The organism is Tranquillimonas alkanivorans, from assembly GCF_900115595.1.
GTDB lineage: Bacteria > Pseudomonadota > Alphaproteobacteria > Rhodobacterales > Rhodobacteraceae > Tranquillimonas > Tranquillimonas alkanivorans.
Genome location: NZ_FOXA01000002.1, coordinates 274195 through 290843, shown reverse-complemented (window position 1 = coordinate 290843; position 16649 = coordinate 274195). Strand labels below are relative to the sequence as shown.

At 69.7% G+C, this 16649-nt stretch carries 16 protein-coding genes; 7 read left to right on the top strand and 9 right to left on the bottom strand.

Features of this window, described 5'->3' with window-relative positions; all coding sequences use genetic code 11:
- Window positions 1–31: 31 nt before the first annotated feature.
- The 3 genes from BM162_RS04930 to BM162_RS04920 form a co-directional block, all read right to left on the bottom strand.
- Entirely contained in the window at window positions 32–1309 is a 1278-nt protein-coding gene (locus BM162_RS04930) for a helix-turn-helix domain-containing protein (RefSeq protein ID WP_093418519.1), read from the bottom strand.
- A 112-nt stretch (window positions 1310–1421) separates the two neighbouring features.
- On the bottom strand, window positions 1422–2645 hold the full coding sequence (hemA, locus tag BM162_RS04925; RefSeq protein ID WP_093418516.1) for a 5-aminolevulinate synthase: 1224 nt from the start codon (window positions 2643–2645) through the stop codon (window positions 1422–1424).
- Between the two features lie 154 nt (window positions 2646–2799).
- Window positions 2800–3384, bottom strand: a complete 585-nt coding sequence (locus BM162_RS04920) for a hypothetical protein (protein WP_093418514.1) — start codon at window positions 3382–3384, stop codon at window positions 2800–2802.
- 89 nt (window positions 3385–3473) lie between these two features.
- On the opposite strand from BM162_RS04920, the gene BM162_RS04915 reads away from it, so the two are divergent.
- The 3 genes from BM162_RS04915 to BM162_RS04905 all read left to right on the top strand — a co-directional run bounded on the left by BM162_RS04915 (window position 3474) and on the right by BM162_RS04905 (window position 6304).
- A complete protein-coding gene (locus BM162_RS04915) occupies window positions 3474–4847 on the top strand; it encodes a M20/M25/M40 family metallo-hydrolase (protein WP_093418511.1) in 1374 nt (457 codons plus the stop codon).
- 72 nt (window positions 4848–4919) lie between these two features.
- The gene (locus BM162_RS04910; protein ID WP_093418509.1) at window positions 4920–5858 is read left to right on the top strand and encodes a nucleoside hydrolase; all 939 of its coding nucleotides are present in this window, start codon (window positions 4920–4922) and stop codon (window positions 5856–5858) included.
- Window positions 5855–6304 (top strand): GNAT family N-acetyltransferase, encoded by a 450-nt coding sequence (locus BM162_RS04905; protein WP_093418506.1) that lies wholly within the window; start codon window positions 5855–5857, stop codon window positions 6302–6304. Before BM162_RS04910 ends, BM162_RS04905 begins: the two co-directional genes overlap by 4 nt.
- On the opposite strand, the gene BM162_RS04900 is transcribed toward BM162_RS04905, so the two are convergent.
- Window positions 6301–6840, bottom strand: coding sequence for a CBS domain-containing protein (locus BM162_RS04900; RefSeq protein ID WP_093418504.1), 540 nt, complete (start codon window positions 6838–6840; stop codon window positions 6301–6303). The genes BM162_RS04905 and BM162_RS04900 overlap by 4 nt on opposite strands.
- Window positions 6841–6973: 133 nt before the next feature.
- Between BM162_RS04900 and BM162_RS04895 the strand changes: the two genes are divergently transcribed.
- On the top strand, window positions 6974–8389 hold the full coding sequence (locus BM162_RS04895) for a protein adenylyltransferase SelO (RefSeq protein WP_093418501.1): 1416 nt from the start codon (window positions 6974–6976) through the stop codon (window positions 8387–8389).
- On the opposite strand, the gene BM162_RS04890 is transcribed toward BM162_RS04895, so the two are convergent.
- The 4 genes from BM162_RS04890 to BM162_RS04875 all read right to left on the bottom strand — a co-directional run bounded on the left by BM162_RS04890 (window position 8368) and on the right by BM162_RS04875 (window position 11549).
- Window positions 8368–9270, bottom strand: a complete 903-nt coding sequence (locus BM162_RS04890) for a DMT family transporter (RefSeq protein WP_093418690.1) — start codon at window positions 9268–9270, stop codon at window positions 8368–8370. The genes BM162_RS04895 and BM162_RS04890 overlap by 22 nt on opposite strands.
- Before the next feature lie 179 nt (window positions 9271–9449).
- Window positions 9450–10415: a DUF3179 domain-containing protein gene (locus BM162_RS04885; protein WP_093418499.1), complete on the bottom strand. Its 966-nt coding sequence runs from the start codon at window positions 10413–10415 to the stop codon at window positions 9450–9452.
- Window positions 10416–10504: 89 nt separating this feature from the next.
- Window positions 10505–11050, bottom strand: coding sequence for a peptidylprolyl isomerase (locus tag BM162_RS04880; RefSeq protein WP_093418496.1), 546 nt, complete (start codon window positions 11048–11050; stop codon window positions 10505–10507).
- Entirely contained in the window at window positions 11043–11549 is a 507-nt protein-coding gene (locus tag BM162_RS04875; RefSeq protein WP_093418493.1) for a peptidylprolyl isomerase, read from the bottom strand. The genes BM162_RS04880 and BM162_RS04875 overlap by 8 nt, the downstream gene beginning before the upstream one ends.
- Window positions 11550–12076: 527 nt before the next feature.
- Between BM162_RS04875 and BM162_RS04870 the strand changes: the two genes are divergently transcribed.
- Window positions 12077–13255: a phosphoglycerate kinase gene (locus BM162_RS04870; RefSeq protein WP_093418490.1), complete on the top strand. Its 1179-nt coding sequence runs from the start codon at window positions 12077–12079 to the stop codon at window positions 13253–13255.
- A gap of 132 nt (window positions 13256–13387) precedes the next feature.
- A complete protein-coding gene (locus BM162_RS04865; protein ID WP_093418487.1) occupies window positions 13388–14317 on the top strand; it encodes a class I fructose-bisphosphate aldolase in 930 nt (309 codons plus the stop codon).
- A gap of 137 nt (window positions 14318–14454) precedes the next feature.
- Here BM162_RS04865 and BM162_RS04860 read toward each other — a convergent pair whose 3' ends face one another.
- Complete coding sequence (locus BM162_RS04860) at window positions 14455–16050, bottom strand: acyl-CoA dehydrogenase family protein (protein ID WP_093418484.1); 1596 nt, start codon at window positions 16048–16050, stop codon at window positions 14455–14457.
- A 146-nt stretch (window positions 16051–16196) separates the two neighbouring features.
- Here BM162_RS04860 and BM162_RS04855 point away from each other — a divergent pair, with 146 nt between their 5' ends.
- The gene (locus tag BM162_RS04855; protein ID WP_245759169.1) at window positions 16197–16499 is read left to right on the top strand and encodes an FtsB family cell division protein; all 303 of its coding nucleotides are present in this window, start codon (window positions 16197–16199) and stop codon (window positions 16497–16499) included.
- Window positions 16500–16649: the final 150 nt, after the last annotated feature.

Here is a 16649-nt window from a genome sequence, read left to right as displayed (position 1 = left end):
CGAGACAACGGCGCGTGGCAACGCGCCCGCGTCATTCCGCCGGGGGCGCCGACGGCTCTTTCAGGTCCAGCTCGGCCACATAGGTGCGCAGATCGGAGTCGCTGGACAGGTCCGCGATCTCGTACGTCTCGCGCAGCGCATCGGCGGCGAGGCTGATGTTGCTCGTCACCCGGCCGTCCGGCCCCGCCGGGCCATACGTCTCGCCGTTGACCGCGAAGTACAGCGCGCCGGATTCGCCCGTGCGCAGCGTCGCGGGCTCCTCGGTCGCGGGCAGTTCGAACGTATCGCCGGGTTCGAGGATTTTCTCCAGCAGCACCGTCCCCTCGGCCGAGCGGACGCGCACCCAGGACGGGCGCACGGCGAACAGCACAACGTCCGGCACCGTCTCCTCGACCACCTGCGGGGTCTCGGGTCCGTCGCCCAGGGCTTCGGCGATCAGCGCCTCGACCGCTTCGTTGGCCGGCGCGATGGGCACGCTCGGCACGGGCGGCGCGTCGCGCGTGGCAAGGTCGCGGCCACGCTCGTACGACGTCGGGCTGTCGGGCCCCAGCGCGCCGACCGTCGAGGGGTCGAGCGCCGCGATCGGCCCGTCGCGCGCGGTCAGAACCGGCACCTCCAGCGCCTGCGGGCGGTAGAGACGGTCGAACGCCTCGGCCGGCTTGGGATCGACGCCCGCCACCTCCTCGCCCTCGGCGGGCGGGGTGGCCTGGGCCAACGGGTCTAGGTCGGCGGCCAGGACCGGGGCCTGCTCGACCGGGACGAACTGGACCTTCTGCACCTCTTTCAGCACGGCCATGCCGCCGTACCCGATCACCCCGATCAGAGCCAGCAGCACAAGGCTCGACCCGATGGCGCCGGGCTCGATCCGCGACAGGAAAGCGTCGCCCGGAGGCGTGAACGAGATGCGGGGCTCGATGAAAGGATCGCGCGCCTCGCCGCCACCCTGAAGCGGACGCGGCTCGTTAGGGCGCTTCGAAGAGGCCGCCTGCGACATCCCGTGCGCGGTGGCGAAGCCCGACTCGGCGCAGAACACTTTCCACGCCCATTCCGAATCCAGCCCGAGATAGCGGGAATAGGACCGCACGTAGCCGGCGATGAAGCCCGGTGTCTCGAAGGCCGAGGGATCGCAGTTCTCGATCGCGGCGATGTAAGTCGCCTTAATCTTCAGTTCGCGCTGAACGTCGAGAAGCGATTTGCCCAGAGTCGCCCGCTCGCCCCGCATGACGTCGCCGAGGCGTAGATCGAAGTCGTCGAACCCCCGCAGGTGATCCTGCTCATCGGATTCGGGCTGTCTGGAGCGCCCGATCATGTGCCCTGCCCCGTGATCACTGCCGTCTGTCCCCGTTCGCCGCGATTCGCATCGCGATCATAGTTAGCGACAGCTTATCACACCGACCTGCCGCTGCACACGGAGAAGTGGATCAGGCAGAGAGCTCGGCGCGATTCAGCGCACAATGCGACCACAGCACGTCCAGCGCGCGCACCAGCGCATCCATCTCGCGCGGGCCGTGGACGGGCGACGGCGTGAAGCGCAGCCGCTCGGTCCCGCGGGGCACGGTCGGGAAGTTGATGGGCTGCACATAGATGCCGTGATCCTCCAGCAGCATGTCCGACAGCTGCTTGCAGTGCACCGGATCGCCGACATGGACCGGCACGATGTGGCTGCCGTGGTCGATCAGCGGCAGACCCAGGCCCTTGAGCCGCGTCTTGAGGATCTTCGCCTGCGTCTGGTGCGCGTCGCGCAGCGCCTGGTCGGTCTTCAGATGCGCGACCGAGGCCGCCGCGCCCGCCGCCACCGCGGGCGGCAGCGAGGTGGTGAAGATGAAGCCCGGCGCATAGGAGCGGATCGCGTCGCACATCTTGGCGGTGCCGGCGATGTAGCCGCCCATCACGCCATAGGCCTTGGCCAGCGTGCCGTTGATGATGTCGATGCGGCCCATCAAGTTGTCGCGCTCGGCCACGCCCGCGCCGCGCGGGCCGTACATGCCGACGGCGTGCACCTCGTCGATATAGGTCAGCGCGCCGAACTCGTCGGCCAGGTCGCAGATCGCCTCGATCGGGCCGAAATCGCCATCCATCGAATAGATCGACTCGAACGCGATGAGCTTCGGTGCCTTCGGATCGTCGGCCTCAAGCATCTCACGCAGGTGCGCCACGTCGTTGTGGCGGAAGATGCGCTTGGCCCCGCCGTTGCGGCGGATGCCCTCGATCATCGAGGCGTGGTTGAGCTCGTCGGAATAGATGATGAGCCCGGGAAACAGCTTCGGCAGGGTCGAGAGCGTCGCGTCGTTGGCAATGTAGGCCGAGGTGAAAAGCAGTGCGGCCTCTTTTCGGTGGAGATCGGCGAGTTCCGCCTCGAGCCGCTTGTGATAGACGGTCGTGCCCGAAATGTTGCGCGTCCCGCCGGAGCCTGCGCCAGTGGCGTCGATCGCCTCGTGCATGGCGGCCAGAACGACCGGATGCTGGCCCATGCCGAGATAGTCGTTGCCGCACCACACGGTCACCGGCCGCTCGGTGCCGTCGGTCCGGCGCCAGGTGGCGTGCGGGAAGGCGCCCTTCTGCCGCTCGATGTCGATGAAGGTGCGGTAGCGCCCTTCCTCGTGCAGCTTTTGCAGGGCCTGGTCGATCCTCGCCGCGTAGTCCACCGTCACTCTCCTTGCCTTCGCCCGGGGCTCCGCGGCCCCGGTTGATCCGTCCTGCCGTGCTCCGGCGTTCGATCCTGGCGCCTAGATAATGGACGCCGGCCCCGGAAAACAGGAACAAATTGCCGCGACCTGTGCATGGCGGCCATGATCTGGATCAATCGCTGATGGCAACCACACAATCTGCCGCCCCCGCCTCGGCTCGGCACCGCGCAATCGCTGTGCCGGTCGCGTCCGGCCCGTCGGCAACGGCGTACTTGCCGGTCGAGGGCGAGATCGCCAGCGCCTTGGGTGCATCGGCCGGCACGTAGCTGTCGAAGAACGCCGCCGTCGCGGGCGAAGACAGCGTAAGCGGGCGCGGCTCGTATCCGCGCGGCACAACGCGCGCGGCCACCTCGCATCCGCCCGACTGCGCCGCGGCCTCGCACGCCGACAATGCGGCGCGGTCGGCGGCGTCGGTGTCGTGATAGGCAACCGCACTCTGCAGGCTCTCCGAAACCAGGCCGTCGGCGGGCGAATACGCAATGGTCGCGTAATAGTGCATCGGCTGGCCCATCTGCTCTTCGAACAACGGGATCAGCCGGCGCACGATGTCGCGCTCGGTCTCGTCCAGGCGCGAAGAGATTTGCAAGCCCGTGCGCTCCGGCGGGAAAAGCTGCGCGCGCGCCTCGGACCCGTCCACCCCCTGCGCCGAGGCGGCCCCCGCCGCCACGCAGAAAACCGCCGCCACGAGCTGCCGCATGCCTGTTCCCCCTCTTCCGTCGCCGCGCGCCCGCTGGACAGTGGACGGCGGGCTGTTAGTGTCGCGCGCGCACCAAGGAAGGACCCCCGATGACGCTTCAAGCCGTTCTCGATCATATAGACGAAGACCTGCCCAAGGCCACCGACCGGCTGATGGAACTGCTTCGAATCCCGTCGATTTCGACCGATCCCGCCTATTCCGGCGACTGCGATCGCGCGGCCGACTGGCTGGTCGAGGACCTTCACAGCATCGGTGCGAAAGCCGAGAAGCGCGTCACGCCGGGACGCCCGATGGTCGTGGGCCACCTGCCCGGCGAAGGCACGCCGATCCTGTTCTACGGGCATTACGACGTGCAGCCGGTGGACCCTCTCGAGCTGTGGAACCGCGACCCGTTCGATCCGGCCATCGAGGAGACGGAGAACGGCAAGGTGATCCGCGGGCGCGGGGCGTCGGACGACAAGGGCCAGCTGATGACCTTCGTCGAGGCCGTGCGCGCCTGGAAGGCGGCGGGCGGCACCCTGCCCCCGACCGTCTTCCTGTTCGAGGGCGAGGAAGAGTCGGGTTCGCCTTCGCTGGTGCCGTTCCTTCAGGAAAACGCCGAGGAGCTGACCGCGAGCCTCGCCCTGATCTGCGACACCTCGATGGTCGCGCCGGGGGTGCCGTCGATCTCGTCGCAGCTGCGCGGGATGCTCAAGGACGAGTTCACGCTGCACGGGCCGAAGATGGACCTGCACTCGGGTCACTACGGCGGCCCGGCACTCAACCCGCTGCGCGAGATCGCGAAGATCGTCGCCTCCTTCCACGACGAAACGGGCCGCGTGACGGTCCCGCACTTCTATGACGGCGTGCACGAGGTGCCGAAGGACCAGCTGCGCCAGTGGGAGGCCTCGGGCTTCGACGAGCGCGACTACCTCGAAAGCGTCGGCATGAGACGTCCGCACGGCGAGCAGGGCTATTCCACGCTGGAACAGCAATGGGCGCGCCCGACGCTCGAGATCAACGGCATGTGGGGCGGCTATACCGGCGCGGGCAGCAAGACCGTGATCCCGGCCGAGGCGCACTGCAAAATCACCTGCCGCCTGGTGGGCGACATGGACCCGGACGCGGTGCGCAAGAACCTTCGCGCCCAGGTCGAGGCGCAGCTTCCCGCTGACGCACGCGTGACCTGGGACACCGACATCGACGGCGCCCCGGCGGCCGTGATGAACACCGACCGGCCCGAGTTCGAGAAGGCGCGCGCGGCGCTCTCGGACGAGTGGAACCGCGAGGCCGTGTTCGCCGGCATGGGCGGCTCGATCCCGATCGCCGGGCACTTCAAGGAGATCCTCGGCATGGACGCGATGCTGATCGGCTTCGCCAACGAGGACGACCGCATCCACAGCCCGAACGAGAAGTACGACATGACGAGCTTCCACAAGGGCATTCGCAGCTGGGCGCGCATCCTCGACGCGCTGAGCAGGTAAGGCACGTGCTCCACGCTTCCTCTGGTCTCGCGAAGAGCGCCCCGAGGAAGCGATGAGCGGCAGGAGAAACGCATGGCGCGCAAGATCATCATCGACACCGACCCCGGGCAGGACGACGCCGTCGCCATCCTGCTCGCCCTCGCCAGCCCCGACGAGCTGGACGTCCTCGGCATCACCGCCGTCGCCGGCAACGTGCCGCTCGAACTGACGGCGAAGAACGCCCGCATCGTCTGCGAACTGGCGGGCAAGACCGGCGTGAAGGTCTTCGCCGGCTGCGACGCGCCGCTGAAGCGCCCCCTGGTCACCGCCGAGCACGTGCACGGCAAGACCGGGCTCGACGGCCCTACCCTGCCCGACCCCGAGATGCCGCTCCAGGACCAGCACGCCGTCGATTTCATCATCGACACGCTGCGCACCGAGCCGGTCGGGACCGTGACGCTCTGCCCGCTCGGACCACTGACCAACGTTGCCGCCGCCTTCCAGCGCGCCCCAGACATCGTCGAGCGGGTGCAGGAAATCGTGCTGATGGGCGGCGCGTATTTCGAGGTCGGCAACATCACGCCCGCGGCCGAGTTCAACATCTACGTCGACCCGGAAGCCGCTGACATCGTGTTCAAATCCGGCGTGCCGCTGGTGGTCATGCCGCTCGACGTCACGCACAAGGCGCTGGTCACCAAGGCCCGCAACGACGCCTTCCGAAACCTCGGCTCGCCCGTGGGCGTTGCCGTGGCCGAGATGACCGATTTCTTCGAACGCTTCGACAAGGAGAAATACGGCTCGGAGGGTGCGCCGCTGCACGACCCCTGCGTGACGGCGTATCTTCTGCGGTCCGACCTGTTCTCGGGCCGCCACATCAACGTCGAGATCGAGACGGTCTCGGACCTCACCCGCGGCATGACCGTCGCCGACTGGTGGGGCGTGACAGATCGCGCGAAGAATGCCACCTTTATCGGCGACCTTGACGCCGACGGCTTCTTCACCCTCCTGACCGAAAGGCTGGCCCGCCTGTGAGTGTAACCCTCACCCTTGCGCAGGACGACGACCTCGACCGGCTCACCCGGCTGGTCGGCGCCTACCACGCCCATGCCGGCATCGAGCAGGACGCCGAGGCGACCCGCGCCGCGCTCGAGCCGCTCCTGGGCGGTACGCCGCACGGCGTCGCCTACCTGATCGGTCCGCCGAAAAGCCCGGTGGGCTACATCGTCATCTCGTTCGGCTGGTCGGTGACGCGCGGGGGGCTGACCGGCACCGTGGACGAGTTCTTCATCCGCGAAGGCGTGCGCGGACGCGGCATGGGCTCCGAGGCTCTGTCGCGCCTGATGCCCGCCCTCGCCCGCCACGGGCTCAAGGCGCTGCACCTCGAGGTCCCGCAGGACGCGCCGCGCGCCCACGCTCTCTACAAGCGGCTGGGGTTCCGCGCCCGCGACGGCCGGCTGCCGCTGACGCGCATGTTCTAGAGAACGACGCCCAGCACCACGACCATCAGCAGGGTATAGACCATCACCCCGCCGCCGATCAGCGCGGTGGGGAAGTTCCGGCTGAGCGTCGCCTTCCCGATCTGCGTCGCCTGGTGCATCAGGTCCGGCCAGGTGAAGCTGACGAAGTCGCCCTGGGTGAACACCGCCTTGATGCGCCCCTCGCCGTCCACGACCGGCAGCCGGCGGAAGCGTTCGTTCGACATGATGCGCAGCCAGTCGACCACGTCGTCGTCCTCGTGCGCGAGCCGGGGGTCGCGGGTCATCACCTCGCCCAGCTGCGTCATCTTGGCGTCGCGCCCCTCGTTGACGATCTTTCGCATCACGTCGCGCTCGGTCATCACGCCCTGCACCTTGTCGTCGGCGTCCACGATGATCACCGAGCCGTAGTTTCGCTCGGTCATGGCCGCCACGGCTTCGGCGACGGTGGCGTCGGCCGAAAATGTCAGGGGCCGGGGCTTGGTCTTGAACTCGGCGCGGTCCTTGATCCGGTTGCCGTTGCGGGCTTCGGGTCGCATGTTCGTCCTCCTCGGCGGTTGCGGATGCCGATGGAAGTTAGGCCCGCTGACGGAGCGGCAACTCGCGTTTGCGTGATCCGCGGCTGGCACACGGCGCCTCGGCCCCCTACGTCAGGGACGAAGGAGAGCGCGCATGACCGTCCATTTCGACTTCGACAACAGCTATGCCCGGCTGCCCGAACGCTTCTACGTACGACAGCCGCCCGCGCCGGTGCGCGCGCCGGGGCTGATCCGGGTGAACCGCGACCTTGCCCGGCACCTGCGAATCGACGCCGATGCGCTGGAAAGCCCCGATGGTCTCGCCGTGCTGGCGGGCAACGCGGTGCCCAATGGGGCCGACCCGCTGGCGCAGGCCTATGCCGGCCACCAGTTCGGCGGCTGGGTGCCGCAACTGGGCGACGGCCGTGCGCTGCTTCTGGGCGAGGTCGTGGATGTCGACGGCGTTCGCCGCGACATCCAGCTCAAGGGCTCGGGCCCCACGCCGTTTTCGCGCCGGGGCGACGGACGCGCGTGGCTCGGCCCCGTCCTGCGCGAATACGTGGTGTCCGAGGCGATGCACGTTCTCGGCATCCCCACCACCCGCGCCCTGGCCGCCGTGACCACGGGCGAGGCGGTGATCCGCGAGATGAACCTGCCCGGCGCGGTGCTGACCCGCGTGGCCCGCAGCCACATCCGCGTGGGCACCTTCCAGTTCTTCGCCGCGCGGCAGGACACCGACGCCCTGCGCGCCCTGACGGACCACGTCCTCGCGCGCCATTACCCGCAGGCCGACGGCGCGCTCGGCCTTCTGAACGCGGTGATCGACGCGCAGGCCGAGCTTGTGGCGCAGTGGCTGGGCGTGGGCTTCATCCACGGCGTGATGAACACCGACAACATGAGCGTCGCGGGCGAGACCATCGACTACGGCCCCTGCGCCTTCATGGACGCCTACCACCCGGAGAAGGTGTTCTCGTCCATCGATCGCTTCGGCCGCTACGCCTATGCCCGCCAGCCCGACATCGCGGTGTGGAACCTCGCGCAGTTCGCCACCTGCCTTCTGCCGCTCATCGACGACGACCGCGACGCGGCGGTCGAGACGGCGACGCAGGCGGTGCACCGCTTCCCCGATGTCTTCGCCGCCGCGTGGCTGCGCGTCTTCCGCGCCAAGCTGGGCCTGGCCGGAGAGGAAGACGGCGATGCCGAGCTGATCCAGGCGCTGCTCGACCGCATGGCGGCCACCGGCGCGGACTTCACCAACACCTTCGCCGCGCTCACCGACGGCACCGCCCGCGACGCCTTTCCCGACCCCGCCGCGTTCGATGGCTGGGCCGAGGCGTGGCAAGCCCGCCGCGCCCGCGGCGCGGACGACGCCGCCATGCGCCGGGCGAACCCGCGAATCATCCCGCGCAACCACCGCATCGAACAGGCGATCGAGGCGGCGGTGGGCGGCGATCTCGCCCCCTTCCACCGGCTGACCGAAGCGCTGACCGACCCGACGCGCGACGACGCCGAACTGGCGCAGCCACCCAGTGCGGACGAGGAGGTGCGTCAGACCTTCTGCGGCACCTGAGGGTCCCGGCGCGGGCGGTTGATCAGCACCAGCCCAATCGCCACCAGCGCCAGCGCGCCTAGCAACCCCGCACCGATCTCCTCGCCCAGAAGCAACCAGCCGAGGCCCGCGCCGAAGACGGGCGAGAGGAAGCTGAACGACGCCACGCCCGAGGCCGGGTAGCGCGAGATCAGCCACATCCAGAACAGGAAGCCCGCCGTCACCACCACGACGACCTGGAAGCCCAGCCCCGCCAGGTGCACCGGCGCCAGGTCCCGCACCAGCGGGCCGAAGAACGGCGCGGCGATCAGCAAGATCGGGGCCGAGACCAGGACCTGCCACAGAAGCTGCATCTCGGGCCGCGCCGCGCTCAGCCGTGTCGCCCGCGCCGTCAGCGCAATGCCGGCCCAGCCTAACGCGCCGCCAAGGGCACACAGGTCGCCCGCCAGCGACCCCTGCCCGCCCGACGGCCGGTCGAGGATGGCCCAGGCCACGCCGGCGAAGGCCAGCGCCAGCCCCGCCGCCTTCATGCCGCCGATCCGTTCGCCCGGCAGCAGCGCATGCGCGGCCAGCGCCAGCCAGACCGGCATCGAGTAGAACAGCACGCTCGCCCGCGCCACAGTCGTCAGGTCGAGCGCGATGAACAGCATCAGGAACTCGACCGAGAAGCACAGCCCGATCAGCAGCCCCGGCCCGGCCTGCGAGAAATCCCGCGGCACGCCTCGAAACACCATCCAGAGCCACAGGCACACGGCCGCCCCGGCCGAGCGCAGGCCAGCGAAGAACACCGGCTGCAGCCCCTCGTTGACCACCTTGATCACGACCTGGTTGAAGCCCAGCACCAGCGCGAATGCCACCAGCGACACGGCCGCGAAGCCGTCGATATGATCCTTCCGCTCCATCCGCGCCACGCACCACCCGGTCTCCCGGAAGTCAAGCGACGGCGCCCCAAGCGCGCCCTTGCGAAACGCCGGCCGCCCCGCGCCGCGCCTGCTCATCTTCGGTCTGGAAATATCCCCGCCGGAGGCACCGCGCCGGGCCGCGGGCCCGGCGCCCCCAAAAGGCGCGGCGCGTCAGCGCCTCATTTCGGCAGCATCCACTCGCCCTGCGGGAACAGCGCGTGGAAGGCAAAGGCGAACAGCACGTCGTGCGGCACGTTTCGGCCCCGCCCGTCGCGTACGCGGATGGTGCCGACTTCGCGCCCCTGCCCGATCGACTGCGCGTCGAGGGCCGAGGCTTGGCCCTCGCTCCACGAGATCGTCACCCCGGCCTCGCGCAGCTCGCCCTCGCGCCGGACGCGGTCGAAGGTCCATGCCCGCTCGCCCACGCGCACCACGCGGGCGAGCGCGGGGATGCCGTGGGGCGGCATCTCGCCGGAATACAGGAAGGGCCGCGCCGCTCCGTCGTAGCCCGCGTAGGGGTTGCGGCCATAGGCGCGCGGCCAGTCCGGCTGCGCCATCACCAAGCCCTCGGGGTTTCGCTCGCGGAACTGCGCCCAGCTTTCCATCCAGGTGGGCAGCAGCCGCAGCTCGCGGCCCGTCATCTCGCCCACGATCCCGCGGCCGAGCGCCTGCTGCCACCAGCTTTCGGTCTCGCGGTCGTACATCACCATGTCCGAGGCGCGCAGCTTGCCGCTCACCCCGAAGGTCAGCGTCCGTCCGTCGAGCCGGCGGTCGAAGGTCAGGCCCGAGTTGCAAAAGGGGCAGTACGTCACCGCGATCGGCAAACCCCCGGCGGTGTCGTTCACGATCTCGTGCCACATGAGATAGCGGATCGGATAGGCGCGAGGCGCCGCGTCGCCCAGCTCGACCGCGATCACCGGCTCGCGGTCCGACAGCCGCCTTTCGGCGGCGACCGGGAGGAAGTCCGGGTCGCTCAGCGCCGGGATGCCGTCCCTGGGCGGGCCGCCCGACACGATCTCGGACCAGTCGCCGACACTGGTAGTGGAGAAGTCGGTGCGCGGCCACTCCGCGCGCCAGCGTTCTGGCTCGGCGGCGGCGGCGGTGGCGAGCGCAAGGGCACAGGCGAGCGCGAGGGCGAGGCGCATGGTCGGTCTCCTCCGATTGACCCGAAGGAAGCCTGACACCGCGCCCCGCCCCTGCCCACCCCTGTCACGCGGACGTGACGGGGGTGGGGTCATTCCACGACGCGCACCTCGGACATCACGTCGGGCTGGCCCAGGACCGCGCCGCCGCGCCCCTCGCCGCGCTTTATCTGGTCTACGACGTCCATCCCGCCGGTGACCTCGCCCACGACCGTGTACTCGTTGTTCAGGTGTGGCGCGGGGGCGAACATGATGAAGAACTGCGAATTCGCGCTCGCCGGGTCCTGCGAGCGGGCCATGCCGACGACGCCGCGCTCGAACGAGATGTCCGAGAACTCGGGCGGCAGGTCCGGCATCTCGGACCCGCCGGTGCCGGCCATGCGCATGTCCTGGCCCATCCGCCCGAACTCGACATCGCCGGTCTGCGCCATGAAGCCGTCGATCACGCGGTGGAAGACCACGTCGTCATAGGCACCCTCCTCGGCGAGCGTGGTGATGCGCTCGACGTGCTGGGGGGCCACGTCCTCGAACAGGTCGATGGTGATCGTGCCCTCTGCCTCGCCCGAGACGTCGATCTCGAGCTCGGTGGCGGCGGCGGGGGTGGCGGCGAGCGCGGCGAGCAGAACGAGCTTACGCATCGGCGGCCACCTTCACGCTGATCATCTTGTCGGGGTTCTGGGGCGGCTCGCCGCGGGTGATGGCGTCGACATGCTCCATCCCCTCGATGACGCGGCCGTAGACGGTGTACTGGCCGTTGAGGAAGTGGTTGTCCTTGAAGTTGATGAAGAACTGCGAATTCGCCGAGTTCGGGTTCTGCGAACGCGCCGCGCCGATGGTGCCGCGGTCATGCGGCAGCTTCGAGAACTCCGCCGGCAGGTTCGGCAGGTCCGACCCGCCCGTGCCCGCCATGCGCAGGTTGAAGTCGCCGTCGGCGTTGCCGTGCTTCACGTCGCCTGTCTGGGCCATGAAGCCCTCGATCACGCGGTGGAACACGACGCCGTCATAGGCGCCCGACCGCGCGAGCTCCTTCATGCGCGCGACGTGCTGGGGGGCCACGTCGGGCAGAAGCTCGACGGTGACGGGGCCGTCCTTGAGCTCGATGACGACGGTGTTCTCGGGGTCCTTGATCTCGGCCATTGCGGGCCTCCTTCTTCGTGCGGTCAGCTTGCGGCGCAACGTAGTGCCCGCCGTGCCGGAGGGAAAGGTGAAAGCCCGCGCCAGCGCGTTCCCATCCCGCGCACCGCTGCCGGGCGAGCGCCTGCCCGTGGGATGGCGCAGCGACGGCCGAGCGGCACGGTTTATGGTGGCCAGGTCCGCACTCCATCGGTGCGGGGCGCGCCTGTGGCCAAAGCGCCACCCCGCCCGGACGGGCAGGCGCTCACCCGGCGCCTTCGGCGCTGTCATCCAGCGCACCGGTGCCGGGCGCGCCTGCCCGTGGGGTGGCGCGACAACGCCCGAGCGGCGCGCTTCAATGTGGCCAGGTCCGCACTCCATCGGTGCGGAGCGCGCCGGTGGCCAAAGCGCCAGCCCGCCCGGACGGGCAGGCGCTCGCCCGGCGCCTTCGGCTTGAGGCCGGGCGGGGGACGCGCAACCGCCCGCACGGCATTGACCTGCCCCCGCCAATGCGGTGACTAGAGGCGACCCGAAGTCAAAGGAGCCGCCCAATGGCCTGGAAAAGCCTCGACGAGATGGACCTGAACGGCAAGACCGTGCTTACCCGCGTGGACATCAACGTCCCCGTCGAGGACGGCCGCGTGACCGACGCCACGCGGATCGAGCGGATCGTGCCCACCGTGCGCGACATCCTCGAAAAGGGCGGCAAGCCGGTGCTGCTGGCCCATTTCGGTCGTCCCAAGGGCAAGGTCGTGCCGGAGATGAGCCTGCGCCAGGTGCTGCCCGCGCTCTCGAAGGCGCTCGGCCGCGACGTTCGTTTCGCCGAGCGCGACTTCGCCGCCGCCGTCACGGGGCTGGAGCCGGGCCACGTGTTGCTGCTGGAAAACGTCCGCTTCTTCCCCGGAGAAGAGAAGAACGACCCCGAGTTCGCCAAGGAGCTCGCGGCCCTCGGGGACGTCTATTGCAACGACGCCTTCTCGGCCGCCCACCGCGCCCACGCCTCGACCGAGGCGCTGGCCCACCTGTTGCCCGCCTGCGCCGGCCGGCTTATGGCGGCGGAGCTGAAGGCGCTGGAGGCCGCGCTCGCCCACCCCAAGCGCCCGGTGGTGGCGGTCGTGGGCGGGGCGAAGGTGTCGACCAAGATCGACTTGCTCAGCAACCTCGCGCGCAAGGTGAACACGCTGGTGATCGGCGGCGGCATGGCCAACACCTTCCTCGCCGCGCAGGGTTACGACGTCGGAAAGTCGCTGTGCGAACACGACCTCGCCGACACCGCCCGCCAGATCGCCGACAAGGCCGCCGAGGTAGGCTGCGAGATCCTGCTGCCCCGCGACGTGGTCGTGGCGCGCGAGTTCAAGGCCGGCGCCGAGAGCGAGGTGGTGAAGGTCGAGGACGTGCCCCACGATGCCATGATCCTCGACACCGGCCCCGACAGCGTGGCGCATGTCATCCAGGTGTTCGAACGCTGCGAGACGCTGATCTGGAACGGCCCCCTGGGCGCGTTCGAGATCGCGCCCTTCGACGCCGCCACCAACGCCGCCGCCGCCCGCGCGGGCGAGCTTTCGACCGAAGGCAAGCTGATCTCGGTCGCCGGCGGCGGCGACACGGTCGCGGCGCTCAACAAGGCCGGCGCGGCCGGGAACTTCACCTACGTCTCGACCGCGGGCGGCGCATTCCTGGAATGGATGGAGGGCAAGACCCTGCCCGGCGTCGCCGCGCTGGAAGGCTGAGACCCGGCGATCCAGCGGCGCCCCCGCCGGATCGCCCGAATTGCGCGCGTGTTAGCGCCACCGACGTTGCGCCCGGGCGCGCCGTCTCCTAAGCCTGCGTGCAACGTCAAATTTCGGTGAAGGGAGCCTTGCATGAAAGCCTCGCGCAACGTCCAGAAAATCCTGTCGTATTACGAGGGCGAGACGCCCGGCGTGAAAGGCAAGCTGTGCCAGATGCTCATGCACGGCCGTCTCAAGGGCACCGGCAAGATGATCATCCTGCCCGTGGACCAGGGCTTCGAGCACGGCCCCGCCCGTTCGTTCGCGCCGAACCCGCCAGCCTATGACCCGCACTACCACTACCAACTGGCCATCGACGCGGGGCTGAACGCCTATGCCGCGCCGCTGGGGCCGCTCGAGGCCGGGGCCGATACCTTCGCGGGCCAGATCCCCACGATCCTCAAGTGCAACTCCGCCAACTCGCTCATGTCCTCGACCGCCGGGAAGAACCAGGCGGTGACGGCCAGCGTGGACGACGCGCTGCGGCTGGGCTGCGCGGCCATCGGCTTCACCATCTATCCCGGCTCGGACATGGCGCTCGACATGTTCGAGGAGATCGTCGAGATGCGGAAGGAAGCCGCCGCCAAGGGCGTGGCGACCGTCATCTGGTCCTATCCGCGCGGCGAGGCGATTTCGAAAGAGGGCGAGACGGCGGCCGACATCGGCGCCTATGCCGCCCATATCGCCGCGCTCCTGGGCGCCCACATCATCAAGGTGAAGCTGTCGACCGACCACCTCGAACAGCCCGAGGCCAAGAAGGTGTTCGAGGAGCAGAACATCGACATCTCGACCCAGGCCGCCCGCGTCAAGGAATGCGTGCGCTCGGCCTTCGACGGCAAGCGCCTGATCGTCTTCTCGGGCGGCGCGAAGAAGGGCGAGGATGCGGTCTACGAGGACGCCCGCGCAATCCGCGACGGCGGCGGCAACGGCTCGATCATCGGCCGCAACTCGTTCCAGCGCTCGCGCGAGGACGCGCTGGCGATGTTCGACAAGCTGGTGGCGATCTACAAGGGCCAGGAGTGAGCTTCGGCTTCATCCGGTGAAGCAAGCGGTGCGGGCCCTTCGGGGCCCGCATTCTATTTTGGAGCGCGCCTGCGGCGCGGCCGGGGGCTGTCTGCCCCCGAACCCCCGAGGATATTTCAGGACCGAAGATGCAGCCTTCAAGCGTTGTCCAGGCGTGAGAGGATGGCGGTGACATCGAGCGCCGGAAGACTGCCGGCAAGGCGGCCCCGATCGCCGGTGAGGCGCGTGGCGCAGTAGGCGTCGGCGACGGCCGGAGGTGCGGTGCGCAGGAGCACGGACGCCGTCAGGAGCGTGGCGCTGCGTTCGGCGAAGAGGCGGGCTTCGGCCTCGCCCGGCGAGCCGGTCCAGCGGGCGCGGTAGTCGCCCACGGCGGCATCGAAGCGGCGGTCGACGCCACGCGCGGCGTCGAGGTCGGCGGCGAGCGCCGCGGCGGCCTCGGGGTCGCGCGCGAGCGTGCGCAGGATGTCGAGGCAGATGACGTTTCCCGAGCCTTCCCAGATCGAGTTCAGCGGCGCCTCGCGGTAGAGCATCGGCAGCGGCGTGTCCTCGACATAGCCCATGCCGCCGAGCGCCTCCATCGCCTCGTAGGTCACGCCGGGACAGAGCTTGTTGTTGAGGAACTTGGCCAGCGCCACGGCGATGCGCGCGAAGGGTCGCTCGTCCGCGTCGAAGGCGCGGGCGACGCGGAAGGCGAGCGCCGTCGCCCCCTCCCAGTCGAGCGCGAGGTCGGCCAGCACGCTGCGCATCAGCGGTTGGTCGATCAGCTTGCGCTGGAAGGCGGTGCGGCGGGCGGTCCAGCGCTGCGCCTCGGCCAGCGCGGCGCGCATCAGGCCGGCGGGCGCCATGGCGGTGTCGAGCCGGGTGTGGTGCACCATCTCGATGATGGTGCGCACGCCCTGCCCCTCCTCGCCCAGCCGGTGGGCCAGCGCACCATGATACTCGATCTCGGCCGAGGCGTTGGCGCGGTTGCCGAGCTTGTCCTTGAGCCGCATCAGGTGGATGGCGTTGCGCCCGCCCTCGAGCCACCGGGGCACAAGAAAGCAGGTGAGACCGCCGGGCGCCTGCGCCAGCGTCAGGAAGCCGTCGGACATGGGGGCCGAGCAGAACCACTTGTGACCGGTCAGCCGGTACGCGCCGTCCGCCGGTTCGGCGCGGGTGGTGTTGGCGCGCACGTCCGAGCCGCCCTGCTTTTCCGTCATCGCCATGCCCAGCGTCGCGGCACGTTTCGCGGTGACCGGTGCGACCGACGAGTCGTGGCAGCGCGCCGTCAGCTTCGGCCGCCATACCGCCGCGAGCTCCGGGTCGGCGTCGAGCGCGGGCACGGCGGCGTAGGTCATGGTCATCGGGCAGCACGTGCCGGGTTCCACCTGGCTGTGCAGGTAGACCAGCGCCGCGTGCTCGACGTGCGAGCCTCCGTCCCAGGGCGCGGCGGCGTAGCCCGCGCTCAGCCCCAGCTCCATCAGCCGGTGATAGCCGGGGTGAAAGGCGACCTCGTCCATCCGCCGCCCGCCGCGGTCGAAGAGCCGCAGCTCGGGCGGGTGGCGTTCGGCGTCGCGTGCGGCCTCGCGCACTTCGGCCGATCCCAGCGTGCGCGCATGGGCGGCCAGTGCCTCGGCCCCGGCGCCGGTTGCGTGGTCGCGCAGCACCGGGTCGGAGGTCCAGAGGTCGAGGTCGCGGGGCGGCTCCGGCTGGTTCGTCACCTCGTGCGTCGGCAGATCGGCTTTGGGCTGCATCGGCTGTCCTCCCTTCCTCGAGCCTAGCGCCGCCGCGCCCCGCGCCGAAGCGCGCCGCTGCGTCACGAAGGGGATTCCCTGACGCGCCGCCCTGTGGCATGCTGCCTCGAAAGGCCCGCCAGAGGCCGTGACCGAGAGGCCGTGCAGTGACCCATTCCCGCAGCAGACCCGCCATCGGCGTGGTCGTCTATTTCTCGCTCGCCTTCGTGCTGGGCATGTATTTCACCTATGCCAGCGTGCAGGGCGACTATGGCATCTTCCGACGCGTCCAGATCGATGCCGAGGCCGCCGAGCTGAGGGACGAGCTCGCCGGGCTCGAGGCCGAGGTGGCGAAGCTTTCCAACAAGACGCGGCGGCTGTCGGACGCCTATCTCGACCTCGATCTTCTGGACGAGCAGGCGCGCGACGTCCTGGGCATGGTGCGCGCGGACGAGATCGTGCTGCGCTGAGGCGCGGGCGAGCGCGTTCGCGCGCTCTCTTGTCTGCCTGCGGAAGTCGGCGTGTGGGCCTTCTGCTCTGACGGTGAGAGATCCCCGCTTGCGCGGGGATGACAGGGTGCGGAACGGCGCGCCTTCGCCCTCTGTCATGCCCGCGGAAGC